The 12,709-nt window shown below is 54.7% G+C and carries 12 protein-coding genes; 9 read left to right on the top strand and 3 right to left on the bottom strand.

All coding sequences use genetic code 11. The features are described from left to right. The first annotated feature begins 252 nt into the window (after window positions 1-252). Both HDC36_RS15480 and HDC36_RS15475 read left to right on the top strand, forming a co-directional pair. The gene (locus HDC36_RS15480) at window positions 253-1,032 is read left to right on the top strand and encodes a hypothetical protein (RefSeq protein WP_179569011.1); all 780 of its coding nucleotides are present in this window, start codon (window positions 253-255) and stop codon (window positions 1,030-1,032) included. Window positions 1,033-1,035: 3 nt separating this feature from the next. Then, entirely contained in the window at window positions 1,036-2,805 is a 1,770-nt protein-coding gene (locus tag HDC36_RS15475) for a hypothetical protein (RefSeq protein ID WP_179569009.1), read from the top strand. Window positions 2,806-2,873: 68 nt separating this feature from the next. On the opposite strand, the gene HDC36_RS15470 is transcribed toward HDC36_RS15475, so the two are convergent. Further along, the gene (locus HDC36_RS15470; RefSeq protein WP_179569007.1) at window positions 2,874-3,719 is read right to left on the bottom strand and encodes a Dam family site-specific DNA-(adenine-N6)-methyltransferase; all 846 of its coding nucleotides are present in this window, start codon (window positions 3,717-3,719) and stop codon (window positions 2,874-2,876) included. Beyond that, window positions 3,691-6,024 carry a DGQHR domain-containing protein gene (locus HDC36_RS15465; RefSeq protein WP_179569005.1) on the bottom strand — a complete coding sequence of 778 codons (2,334 nt, stop codon included), beginning with the start codon at window positions 6,022-6,024 and terminating at the stop codon, window positions 3,691-3,693. Before HDC36_RS15465 ends, HDC36_RS15470 begins: the two co-directional genes overlap by 29 nt. A gap of 501 nt (window positions 6,025-6,525) precedes the next feature. Here HDC36_RS15465 and HDC36_RS15460 point away from each other — a divergent pair. Further along, window positions 6,526-7,125: a hypothetical protein gene (locus tag HDC36_RS15460; RefSeq protein ID WP_179569003.1), complete on the top strand. Its 600-nt coding sequence runs from the start codon at window positions 6,526-6,528 to the stop codon at window positions 7,123-7,125. A 209-nt stretch (window positions 7,126-7,334) separates the two neighbouring features. Here HDC36_RS15460 and HDC36_RS15455 read toward each other — a convergent pair whose 3' ends face one another. Continuing rightward, window positions 7,335-7,715 (bottom strand): DUF4124 domain-containing protein, encoded by a 381-nt coding sequence (locus HDC36_RS15455; RefSeq protein WP_179569001.1) that lies wholly within the window; start codon window positions 7,713-7,715, stop codon window positions 7,335-7,337. Window positions 7,716-7,910: 195 nt separating this feature from the next. Between HDC36_RS15455 and HDC36_RS15450 the strand changes: the two genes are divergently transcribed. The 6 genes from HDC36_RS15450 (at window position 7,911) to HDC36_RS15425 (ending at window position 12,653) form a co-directional block, all read left to right on the top strand. Then, a complete protein-coding gene (locus tag HDC36_RS15450; protein WP_343204353.1) occupies window positions 7,911-8,075 on the top strand; it encodes a hypothetical protein in 165 nt (54 codons plus the stop codon). A 159-nt stretch (window positions 8,076-8,234) separates the two neighbouring features. Then, entirely contained in the window at window positions 8,235-8,447 is a 213-nt protein-coding gene (locus tag HDC36_RS15445; RefSeq protein ID WP_179568999.1) for a SymE family type I addiction module toxin, read from the top strand. Between the two features lie 106 nt (window positions 8,448-8,553). Further along, complete coding sequence (locus tag HDC36_RS15440) at window positions 8,554-9,138, top strand: hypothetical protein (RefSeq protein WP_179568997.1); 585 nt, start codon at window positions 8,554-8,556, stop codon at window positions 9,136-9,138. Window positions 9,139-9,222: 84 nt separating this feature from the next. Further along, window positions 9,223-9,858, top strand: a complete 636-nt coding sequence (locus tag HDC36_RS15435; protein ID WP_179568995.1) for a hypothetical protein — start codon at window positions 9,223-9,225, stop codon at window positions 9,856-9,858. A gap of 47 nt (window positions 9,859-9,905) precedes the next feature. Next, a complete protein-coding gene (locus HDC36_RS15430) occupies window positions 9,906-10,790 on the top strand; it encodes a hypothetical protein (RefSeq protein WP_179568993.1) in 885 nt (294 codons plus the stop codon). Window positions 10,791-10,847: 57 nt separating this feature from the next. After that, complete coding sequence (locus tag HDC36_RS15425; protein ID WP_179568991.1) at window positions 10,848-12,653, top strand: S41 family peptidase; 1,806 nt, start codon at window positions 10,848-10,850, stop codon at window positions 12,651-12,653. Window positions 12,654-12,709: the final 56 nt, after the last annotated feature.

Here is a 12,709-nt window from a genome sequence, read left to right as displayed (position 1 = left end):
AGTACAAGATCGACGTGGAGAAGGTGAATTCGGAAGGGGCTTTATGCTGCGTTGAGGTCAGACAAAAAAAGCGGCCTTCCGGCCGCTTGTTTTTTTAATGCCCTTGTCTGACTTCAAGGACGATGGTCAAATTGGAACAGCAAATGGAGACGCCCGATGCCATCGATATGGACGCGTAATTCAAGAATTGGGAGTTCTTGGTTAGCCTACAAGCTGGGGCGTAGTCTCGTGCTTGCTAGGCCGGCTTGGGGGATGAAGGAGAGTCTTTTCCTGAAGGGCGCCACGAAGGACTTGATTTCGCTCGAGCGAAACGCTTTGCAGTTTCAGTCCATTTATCTCAGTTGTGCTGAATTAACACTTGGAAAAGAACAGGTCGATCAAGTTCGGCCACTTATCAAATCCGCGTCGGAAGACCTTATTGCAGGGTGCGAGCTCGCTCGACTCGGCTTCCTAAAGCAGGCCTATACTTTATGGCGCTCTTGGTTTGAACAGGCGATATTCGCGCTCTATTTTCTTGAATCTCCTATCAGTCGTATTGCTTGGAAAGTAGAAGAAGAAGTAAATTTTGGGGATAAGCCGAGTCACAGATTAATGCTGCATCAATTGATAGCTGAGTCTGGGGAAAAGCATCAATTTGCGGCGGTCTATAACTCTAGATTTAATGCGACAATGGCCGCCTTTAAGAAGTCGGGCATTCCGGGAGATCAGAAGATACTAAAGCGTACTGAAAGAATATTCACTACTCTCAGTCAAGGGGTGCATGGAACTTTCAGGCCGAAGTTGCCATCTGGTCCAGAAGAATGCGCGAAAGCGCTCGGTCAGCATGGACATCGGGCACTCAAAGAGGCGGCGAATGTAATTGGTGTCTACTGGGTGTGCTTTCTGACAGAAAGTCTGTCTTTGGATGAAAGCATGTTGACGGATTTGAGGTCGGGCTCGTTGGATCCGGCCAATCCTAAATACACTGCAGTGGAAGACATTGGTCTTATTGCAGAGCTCAATCTGCCTTTTTTTTCGATTATTGGGGTCTAATGTATGGCTGATTATTCACTGCAGCTGCAGGCAGACAATCTGCCGATTGATACTGTCGAGCAGCTCGTCGTAGAAGGGCCTTGGGCAGCAACTTTGCAGCGAATGTATACAGCTGAGAATATTTTGCTAGAGGGCTGCCGCGGCGCGGGAAAAACCATGCTAATGCGCACCGCTGCGCATCGGATGAAGGCGCAGTATCAGAGCTCTGGCGATACACTCGCGGTCCACACGACCTTTAAGCGTTACTTGGCGACCATACCGCCTTCCTCGGGTGGAGATGTTGAATCTAGTTCTCTCGATAATTTTAAGGCATGGATTAATTCGAGGATATTGAGCGCCGTTAAGGATGTCGTGATTGATGTAAAGGGGCGTGGTTTTGCCAATAGCATAGGAGATCTCGGGTTAATTGACTGGAACAGCGTTGTTGGGGTCCTTGAGACGACATATCGTGATCCCCACGCTGTTAATGCTCACCTTCAGGCACTTGGGCTAAAGCCGCATGTTGTCGCTGGTCTTCGGGGTTATACATATACATTAGAGATACTGCGCGCTGTTCGCGTTGCGATGTGTGCTGAACTGCTCGTCCTGTTTCTGGATGATGCTGCTCACGCTTTGGATACAAGGGCGCAAGGCGCCTTCTTTACGTGCATTAAATCGCTCTACGATCCAGGTCTGGCTTTTAAAATATCTGTTTATCCGGCAGTGACTCGCTATGGTCTTGATTTCAGCTACGGGCACGATGCTGTCGTTGTGCCATTAGGAGACCTGCCGCGGCCCTCGAATATCCAGGCATTCCGCGATCTGCTTAGTCGGCGAGCTTTGGTTGCTGAGGATAATAGTCGTAGCTTCTTTGATGCGCTACTTGCTAACAACGATTGGGTTGGCATCCTTTTTTATTGTTCTAACGGAAATCCTCGCGGCTTGCTGAAGCTGGTCGCGCAGGTTCAAACGCAGCTTGGATCCCGGCCGATATCCAGTTTGCGATTTGAAGATATTAGGACCGCGATAAATACAGTGACGGACAAGCATCTGGACAACATGGTGCCGGGCGTTATTAAGGATTTGGATCCGCGTTTGCTTAAAGTAGCGGAGCTGCTCCTTTATGAGCTGAGAAGCAAGATAAGCGAAAGTCCTGGGCCATACGAATCTGAAAAGCCGCGTGGCTATCTCGCACTAACTAACTCGATGCAGGTTCCGTACCTTTGTCAAGCAGGAATAAAGCTTTTAGTGGCTGCGAATGTGATAGTTCCAGAGGGGCCTACTCGGCTAAGCAAGCGAGAGGGTGGGACCCTTTATCTGTTGCATCCAGGCTTTATATTTAGAGATAATGTCATATCGACCTACTTTCCTCGAAGAAGTCCTGCTCCTTCCGATTGGCTTATATTTTTTGAGGGAATGACGAGCCGGATTCATGCTGAGGTTGGGCGTGGGGCAGAGCTTTGGCAGGCAATTTCCGATGAAGCAATGCTTGAGCCTAGTGGTGAGTGCTCGAATGGTCACCCGATGGCCGATACGTCGGGCCCATGCGACGTTTGCGGCGCTAGCGGGCAAGGGCGCTCTCCGGTAGCAATGTTGTTGAATAAAAGTATTGAGTTGCTCGATCTTTCTGCGGCCATTAAATCAAGGCTGGTGGATGCTGGGTTTTCGACCGTTCGAGATCTCTTTGAAGCGACTCACGAGCAACTCGATGCTGTCTATTATGTTGGTGAAGCTCGTGCGGCAATAATAAAAAGCACTGTCAGCGCAGCGGTTGACGAATTTGTGGCTGGCTAATGACGCCGCGCATTCCACGGCGCACAATTAAAAATTGACAGAACTAGAGTCTTTATATCTCCTGACTGCTAAGCAAGATTCATTGTGATCACAACCTCTGTAGTGCGTTTCCGGCGTTCTGCTACTGACGCCATAACACTTGAGCGCTCAGCAATCACGACATCAAAATCGGAATAGAGTTCATGAATTGAGGGGTGATCTGCGTTGGTAGCCATAATGGCGGCGCCACGCTCGGCCGCTGCTACAAGCTCGTCTCGTAAACGAATTTGATCTGCCCAAGAGAATAGCTGCTCATTATATTTGATAAATCCGTTATTATTATGCTTTACCGTGTATGGCGGATCGGCAAATATAAAATCACCAGTGCGACATTTTTTTATGACTTGACCGAAGTCGCCATGGGTTAAGTTCGCCGCTTTAAGTTTTGCGCTAATTGATTCAAAATCGTCGGTGTCCATCACTACGGTATTTTTCGTTCCCCGCGGGACGTTAAATTCACCTTTGCGATTGACTCGATATAGGCCGTTAAAGCATGTCCTGTTTAAATATATAAAGCGAGCTGCCCGTGAAAACATGCAGTCGGGGGAGGAGGATCTGACTTGGTAGTAATATTGCTGGTCTTCAGAATGGAAGCGTTGATGACGCGCAAGTAACACAACAACTGCCTTCCAGTCAACCTTGATTGCTTGATATGTCTCAACTAGCTCTCGATTGAAGTCGTTCAACAGTGCCCGCTTTGGAGTTGCGTGGAAAAACATCGCGGCGCTCCCCATAAAAGGCTCCACATAGCGGCCGTCTTTTGGAATCCGTTCTGCAATTCCCTCAATTCGGGCTAGCCAACGCTTTCCGCCGGCCCATTTTAGAAATGGCAGAGTGATATTTTTTTCAGACGATTTCTGGCTTAATGCTTTCATAGTCGTAGCCGTTAATGCGAGTCTGGAGGGTGACGGCTACCAAATTTAAGAGTTCGAAGTCAGCGACGCTGTAGCCACGTCCTGGCGCGGCATGTCCCGGGATTCTTCGTATCTCGTTAAATCTGTCCATCCACTTTAGATTCTTGGCGTTTCCTTTCTGTCCTTCGATTGGGATGTCAAGGACATCTTGGAATAGTGGCCAGCGAGACTTGTGCTCGACAATTTCCTTTAGATCGATAAAGTCGAGGTATGACTCAAGTGGGAGTCGTGAATCGATGTCATATTCTTGGGATCGACCATATGCGCTGCTTTTGATTTTACCCTGTGGTATACCTTTTTCCCAGTATCCGCTCATTTCAGTGCCATAAGCTGAACGGAAAACGCTAAATATATGTTGAATCGTCAATATATTAATTTGCTGGACTTGAAAGTCAGCCAAATTCTTTGATTCTTCAGATTGCGCCTTCTCCCAGTCGCCAAGTCCTTCCGGAGCAAATTTTACGCATTTCTGATGCAGAATGTTAGAATATCTAAGAAAGAGCGTTCTCGGAGCTCCACTCCCGTAGCCAGCTGTGAGGAAGGCATCTATTTTTTCTGGAGATACAGTCTTGAAAAAATCCAAGAGTGGTTCAATAAAATTGATCGCTTTTTCAAGGACCTCGCTTTCGCTGGCTTTTCCTTTAATAGATCCTTCCTCATATAGATGGCGAATTATTTCGCCAAGCAAGAGCGTTAGAGCCTGAATTGAGTCGTTAGTGCAGAGCTTGCCTAGACGTCCACTTTCCCAGCGCGAAACGTCAGCCTCTTGAAACTGTCGGAAATACCCGCTAAGCAGCTTGGTCGCACGTACGAGTGTAGCGTTGTCTGTGCCTCCGCAAATTAACCCTGGGTGATATGCGCCCTTCTCGATCGTCCCGAATAGGCCTGATCGCTTCATTCCAAGTTTGACCTGAGGAACAGTGAGGCATGCGCGATTACTGCCCTTAATTCCCTCAGCTGAGAAGCGACTATATAAAGGGCTTGCGATATCTTTGTTCATGCTTTGAATGGCGCGAGCCGCTAGCGCGCCAATTCGCTCGGTGGGATTGTCAGACCCCCATTTTAGTTGGCCTTCTAGATCATCTAGCAGGTTCTTCGGTACCGACTTTTGCTCATGGTTTATGGTCACAAACATGGCCGCCTCCTCTTCCTTCGAGATGTTTTCAAAGGCGACCACTACAAGTTTTTGATCTAGGTAAAGATCAGGTAGCGACGCGTAGCCGTAAAGCCTATGCTGGCCGTCAATGATCCAAGCTGACTTATAAGTATTGGGAAGATACAGTGCGCCGAAATGGACATCAGTTGCTGTATCTTTATGAGTAATATCGAATCGCGGTGTTTTACTAAAGTTTACTAGAAGGTTGTTTGGGAAAAATCCACCTTCAAGAATATATGTGCTGATAGACTTGAGGCGACTTTTTTGTATGAGCCTTTGGTACGTAGGAAATCCCTCCGGGTCGTCTAGAGTTCGATGATTGACGAAGGCGATCTTAAGCAGCTGTCTAGGAGTCGATACGAAAGAATAAAAGTACTTTCCGCCTAGTTTGGATCTGGTGGCGGAAACTTTTACGTCAGTCATTTCGGGAATGGGCTGGTCTTTAAGGTGCTCAGCAAGGAATTGAAACCGAGCTGCTTTTCCTAATAGGTCTGCCAACTGAGAAAAGTAAGGGAGTTCTTGTTCAGTTACCCTTTTGATATTGTGCTTGGATGCATACTCAATATCGGATTCCGACCAAATTATATTTTCAGTCAAGAAAAACCAAATTATTTTTGGCTTGAATCCAGTGTAAAACGATTTTATCGCGTTCGAAACTTCGCCCTTGCAGGCGGAAAATTCCTCCAGATCTTTTGTTACGCTGCTGCGCTTAAGTCTTTCTGCAGTCTTACAGCGTGTGACGATTACAGTTTCATCGTCCGACGCAAATGTGCTGAACGGTATTTCGCTCGCGTCTTCCTTTTTTTTCTTCGAGAGAACGCGAAATGAACGCCCTGCGTTTAGTTCCTTGTAGCCCATCTTGTACAGGAGAATCCACCATAGATTCTCGACTCTTTCATCTAGAGATTTGTCCCGCCGGATCGTTGCCCGGCCTTTAACTTTCTTGTGAATTGTCCACCCAAGCTCTAAATGAACTTGAATTTGATCAGAGGCGATGCGCTTCTGATCAAATTTCTTTGAGCGAAGGCGATACTCTCTGCGCAGTTCCACAGTCTTGACGAGCAACGGCCAGAGGGCCGCCTCGGACGGAAGTTTGGCATCCTTACCCACGAAACAACCTCCCCTATCTGAATGCAGTTAGTTGGCCGATTGTACGATAGAAAGCGTGCATCAAGTATAGTTAGTTATAGCCTGCAGTCCATGTCTTAGCAGAAATAGCGAGTCGATATCGCGAGTAACGTAGGTAGGCATCAGCCATGGTCGCGAGTCGATCCGTGGATGTAGGAATCACTTCCCCTCACCTTTTTGGGCAGCCGCCATGGAGCGCTCTTTAAAGGCGTAGTGGCTATTGACAACTTCCCTCTCCCGGATGCAATCTCAGTTACAAGGAGCGTCGAAACTCCTCAGACAGCGGTACCCACCTCCGACAAACCGGTGGGTTTTTTGTGCCCGATCCTCGGGCGCAAGCCGACGCGATGCCTGCGTCGGGAGGGCGGCTAATACAACACCCTTCGGGGAAATACGCCCGCCGGCTGTCTGCGGTTTCGAACCTCCCGACTTCCCGTCCGCCCTGCGTGGCGGGCGGACCCTTCATGGAACGAGGAGGCAACGATGGCGTACGACCGGTTGGACGATGAAGACATGCCCGGCTATTTCCTGCCGGAGGAGAGCCAGTTCCGGCTGGCGAAGCTGCGCGATCACGTGAGGTTCCTGGTCCGGCTGGCGCAGCCGCGCACGCCGGACGAGGAGCGTGCCGCCGAGCCCAAGGTGCGCATGGGCGAGCTGGCGGTCTGTCTGGAGCTGTTGGCCGACCAGGTGGAGCTGGTGCTGGACGCGCTGTCCTATCCTGCGCAGCGGACCGACACGATGCACGGCGCCCGGCCCGCTGCCACCGTCGCGATGGTGCCGGACGTGGGCGGCAGCGCCTTCCGTGTCACGCTGGCGCAACTCGACCAACTCACCCTGCTGGCCGAGACCGTCTCGGCCCATGCCCGGGCGGTGGCGGCCGGCGATGCCACCGCGCGCGCCGGCCAGGCATTGCCAGCGATGGGCGACACGCTCTGCGATGCAGCGAACGCGATGCAGGCGCTGCTGCTGCAGATCGAGCGCCAGCCGCTACGCGAACCCACGCCCAACGGCGTACGCGAGGAGCGGGCGGTCTATGCGGTGGAGTGGGCCACGCCGCCTGCGGGAGGCGGGCGGCTGCATTGATCGCGGCATGGGTGGGATGCGGCAGGGATGCGTCGCCGGAGAGGGCTGGCCTCGTGGTGCGGGGCCAGCCCTGGGATGCAGCGAGCGTCAGTGCGCGAGCAAAGGGAGTGAGCAGGAATAACGGGGTCAGGTTCACTTCTGGCTGTAAGTGAACCTGACCCCGTTTCCAACCTGTAAGCGCAGGTCGGCAGGCGCGGCAAACCCGCCTGCTACTTGCAGGCAGTGTCGACGTTGCGCGCCAAGGTCTGGTGGAACTCACGTTCGCCCTTCATCGATGCATCAGCCAATGCCTGGTCGCGAATATGCTTGGCACGCGCACAGGCTTCCGGACTGGGCTGGCCGGTGAAGGTGATCATCTGCGCGCCCATGCTGGGCTGGCCAGTGGCAGGACGCCCCCGAGTGTCATCGACCTGGCGGCGGGGCTGTTCGCCCGAAGCGGCCGGCGCTTGCCACCGTTTCTGCTCCTTGCCCGGCGCACACGGCATTGACTGATAGACAGCGCCGGACTTGCCGTCCGAGCACTTGTAAGCCGACTGCGCCGCCGCCGGCAGCGCCATCATGCACAACGCCACTGCGATCGCTCTGATCATGCCTATCCCCCTGATGCCTATCCCCTGGTCAAGGCTCGGAGCTTAGCCGATCGACCCCCATTCGTGACGAAGGAAATGACGCGAAAAGCCGCCTTCCCGCACAGACGCCCCAAAGACCTCAGAGTAACGGGCTCAGGTTGACCTATTCGGTGGTCGTGGTGGGGTTGCGTGGCCGATGGGCGGGCCCGGCCAGCGGTGGGCGACACGCTCTGCGACGCAGCGAACGCGATGCGGGCGCTGTTGCTGCAGATCGAGCGCCAGCCGCTGCACGAACCCACGTCCAACGGCGTACGCGAGGAGCGGGCGGTCTATGCGGTGGAGTGGGAGACGTCGCCTGCGGGAGGCGGGCGGCTGCATTGATCGCGGCATGGGCGGGATGCGGCACGGATGCACCGCCGGAGAGGTCTGGACTAGTGGTGCGGGGCTTGCCCTGGGATGCAGGGAGCGTCAGTACGCGAGCAAAGGGAGTGAGGCGTCTGAGGCAATAAGCGGCCGTCATGCGACCAGCCAGCCCATCCATTGTGCCCCCCGACCTATCCCGTGTTGCACCGCCACACGGACGACCAGCGCGTCCCGGTCCTGCGCCTGAGCGGCCTGTGGCTGGAGCAGCTGGGTTTCTCCATTGGCAGCAAGCCGCAGATCACCGCCCGGGCCGGCGATCTAGTAGTGTCGATGGTTGATCCAGGTTCGGAGGTGGGCTGCGCCGCGCACTTGCGTTTGCCGTCTGGGTAGTGATGGTATTGTCTGGGCAGGTACCCACAGTTAGCATATTGTTACGGGGTTTCCAGTCGAAAAAGTCGCTTGTTGGACTTGACGCCGAAAAATCAAGGAAGAGTAGATGACGGATAATCAAGCGCTTGCTCCAAGCTGTTGGGCGATATTTGCTGATCTGGTTATCGTGAACTTGCGTGCATTGACTGGAATTGTGGCGTCAGCAATCTTTGGCTATCTGGTGTGGGATAGACACGGTCAGAATTTGATTCTCGCCTTGGCGTTTGGCGGCGGCTGGGGATTGGCAATGCTTTATGGGGTTCAGTTGCGTGGTCTAGTCAGGCGCGATGGATCAGTAAGCTGGACAGGCGCGCTACTGAGTTCGGTGCTTTGGGTCTGTGCTGTTGGGTCTGTTGCATTTTCGCCATCTCTCGTTCTTCCGTTAATTGATATTTCCTCTATTTTAACCGGGGTAATATACATATCTGCGAAATTGGGTTGTCATCGGATTGGATGTTGTGACTGGAAGAAAGGGCGTAGAAGTAGATTTTTTTCACTGCCGATGCTTGAGGCAATTGTCACCACTGTGCAAATTTCTTTGGCACTGCTGATGTTCCGCGATATGCCCAGCGGAATTGTCGCGGCTACCTTTCTTCCTTCTCACATTGCAACTTGGACAGCTTTTAAAATATTTCGTGTGCCGGGCGAGTGAGTGAAATGTGATGGATTCGATGGTTCCATACGAGTCGTGCCGATAGTATCGCTCACGCTGAATCCCAGCGAAACGGAGGTTCCTGTGAATAAAACAGCATTGTTCCCCAGTATTGGATTGTCGTTAATTTCTATTGGCACGGCGGGCTGTGCTACGTACAACACTTCTGTGCGTGCCTATGGAGAGTGCAGCGCAAAGGCGGGCGGAGGCGGAGAGTGTAAAGCCGGTGCCGAAGTTAAATGGGAAAAGAAGGCAGGTGGTGGTGGTGGTGGCGGTGGCGGTGGCGGCGGTGGAAAAGAGAACATAATAAATGCCCTGGCCAGAGCTGCTCTGGATCTCACCGCAGATGCGGCTCAATTTCAGATCGACACTTCTGGCTCTACTATTCCCTATCCCTCGACTGGCACTGTCAGCGTGATGCTCGTCCGGTCCAGTGATAACGTTGTTGTTGCGGCGCAGTCTTTTGCATATGTGAAATCTGGAACTATTATTCGCCTCGCCGACCCTGATGCTGTCAACTCCTGGGCGTACGCCAATGCTGGTGACGCTGATAGCATTCGTTATGAAACAGCATCATTCACTTCCGCGTTCCAAGGCCAGAAAACGATGGCGGTCGCTACAAAGTATGAAGGTCAGTCGCTTGCTTCGTTCACCGCTACGGTCTACGGCAACCCACCTTGTACTACTTACCCATCACCGAACCTGTGCCAACAGCAGTAAGCTGCTCCGTCAAGAGGGCCTCGGCCCTCTTGATGTTAGTCGATTAAATGTGTTTTGGATGGTTTTTATCTGAAGATCGGTCTGTTGCCTTTGAGGAGTTGAATGTTGAACGCTTTGGTGGCTATTTTGGGTGCGGTAGTTCGGGTTGCGAAGAATTGAAATTGGGAAGGGCTTTGCTTGTCTTCGTCCTGGCCATACTCTTTGCCGGACAGAGTGATGGTTCTGCTTTGCCGCATTTTTCTGTGGAGGGAATGAACAAGCACACCATTCGCTCGGGATTCGGTCTATTTATCACTCAGTCTGAAGTCCTTACGCAGGGTGCGCGAGAAAATATTCGTTTCGCTAGTTCGGTGCGGTGTGAAGATCGATACGTGAAAGTGGCTGTCGCAAGCGGAACGAATGTCCCCGTAAAAGATGTCTGCCTTGTTGCGTCCAGGGCGCTTCGCTTCGTACTTGAACAAGCAGCCGTCGATCATGTCTCGGTTGAAATCCGGATTGTTCCGGCGCGCGTTGATTATCACCGGAGCTTCTTTAGATTCGGCAGAGGGCCGAAATTGACTCTAATTGCGCCCCAGATGCGGAACTTGGAAGAGACGTTGGCCAATATCGCAGATCTTGTTGCGCACGAAACGTTCCACGTCAGCATGTTCGTGGCTGGTGATATTGGTCTGTCCGCGAACGAGCGTGCTGCTTACTACTATGGCTTATGTGGCCAGCTTGTGGCGTCGGGGAAGCTCGAGAATTCGGCACTTCCGGGCTTTGCCGTCGACTCCACCGACGAGGATGTTTTTGACTCTTCGGAAAGTGCCGAACTCGTTCGCTCGGAGGTCCTGCAGATATCCAAGGGAGAGGCGATTGCGTCCGACACCTCAGCCGGAGAGTGGCTGCTTTCGCAATGTCGCTCCTTCAGGCCTTCTAGCTCTAAACCTTGAGCTGCGGCGCGCCGGCATGGCGCTTTTGGACGCTTCGCGTCGTGCACAGGAGCTGCGATGAAATTTCCAGGATGGCTTGGTTTGGGGGTTTGTCTGTCGTTGGCCCAGTTGGCCCAGTTGGCCAGTGCCGCCGAAGATCCGGCCATGCAGGCCTACGCGCACGTGACCGAGTTCCGCGACCGTGCCAGTCAGCTTGCCGAACACGGTGCAACGAGTTCGCCTGAAGATCTGCGGCGTGCGCGCGACGCATTGCTCGACGGTCTGCGCTATTTGGACGATCCGCAGGTGCTGGCCTTGGCCGACGGCAGCATGACGCTGCGTTTTCGCCGCTTGAATCTGCTGGGCGATCTGGTGCGCGTGCAGGTGTGGCTCGGCGATCGGGACGCGGCCGTCGCGGCCTGGCGAGCGCTGGACGCCATGGCCTGGCAGGAGGGCCTGATCGATTTCGTGGTGAACAAGGATCCCGCGACGCTGGCCTTGCTGGACGATCCGCGCCTGGCCGATCTCCGGCGGCATGAGGCGCTGGCGAAGCGCGACGCGACGGCACCTGCGCTGGTGGTTCCTTACACTGCGCAGCTGACGGAGGCACAGCGCATTGCCGGGCTCTCGCAACTGTGGATGACCGCACGCGACCGCTTCGTCTGGTTCGATCATGTGCCTGAGCTCGATTGGGATCGCCTGTATCTGGACACCGTGCCGCTGGTGCAGCAGGCGCAGGATACCGATGCCTACTATCGCGTGCTGACGCGTTTCATGGCGAAGTTGCAGGACGGGCATAGCGGCGTGTTCCCTCCCACGGCGCTGGAGGCGCGCTGGTATGCGCGCCCGGGGCTGCGCACCGCGCGGCTGGAAGGGAAGGTGGTGGTCACGTCGGTCACCGACGCGGCATTGCTTCGGCAGGGCGTGCAGCCCGGCGATACCGTCGAGGCGATCGACGGCGAGCCGGTGGAGCGCTACGCCGAGCGCGCGGTGCGGCCCTATCTCAGCAGTTCGACGCCGCAAGACCTCGAGGTGCGAACGTACACCTATGCGTTGCTGTCCGGCGATGCGGCCAAGCCGGTGGTGCTGACGGTCGTACACCGCGATGGGCGCCGCCGCGAGGTGCGGGCGGCGCGCAGTGGCTACAAAGCGCAGGCGGTGGCGGCCGCGCCGCTGTTGACCTTCCGCAAGGACGGTGTCGCCGTGCTGCGCGTGGCGCAGCTCGAGGACGACGCCAGCGTCAAGGCGCTCAGGCAGGATCTGGACAGGGTGCTCGCCGCGCCGGGCTTGATCCTGGATCTGCGCGGCAATGGCGGTGGGAACACCCGGTTCGGATTGTCGATCCTGCGCTTCGTGGCTGAAGGTTCCTTGCCGCAGGTGCGATCCGTCATGCGCGATAACGGATCGTCGCTGCAACAAGCGCGCAGTGGCCGCTTGATCGAATGGCTGCCGGTACGCGATGACGTGTTGATGCCGGAGCCGCGTACCTACAAGGGACCGGTGGCGATGCTGGTGGATGCTGCGACCTTCTCGGCCGGCGAAGACACGGCGGCGGTGTTTCATCTGATGCGGCGCGGCCCCTTGGTGGGGCAAGCGACCGGCGGCAGCACGGGGCAGCCGCTCACGCTGGACTTGCCGGGCGGCGGTTCGGCGCGGATTTGCGTGAAGCGCGACAGCTATCCGGATGGCAGCGATTTCGTCGGCGTCGGTGTCGTCCCCGACGTCGTGGCCAGCCGCACCATCGCCGATGTGCGCGAGGGGAGGGACTCGGTGCTCGAACAAGCGGTGGCGGCGTTGGGGATTGCCGGAAGCAGGCCGATGAAGCTGGGCTCGATATCCAGACCAAGCCGGTCGGCTGCCGATCGAGCACCTGCTGGACAATAGGTCCCGGCCGGCCAGCCCTGCACGCGCAGGGCGGTCAATCTGGTGCGGGTGCGCAC

Origin of the sequence: Xanthomonas sp. JAI131 (assembly GCF_013410075.1) — a bacterium.
Lineage (GTDB): Bacteria > Pseudomonadota > Gammaproteobacteria > Xanthomonadales > Xanthomonadaceae > Xanthomonas_A > Xanthomonas_A bonasiae.
Note: the sequence above shows the minus strand (reverse complement) of the source record. Positions and strands in the feature narration are given on the sequence as shown.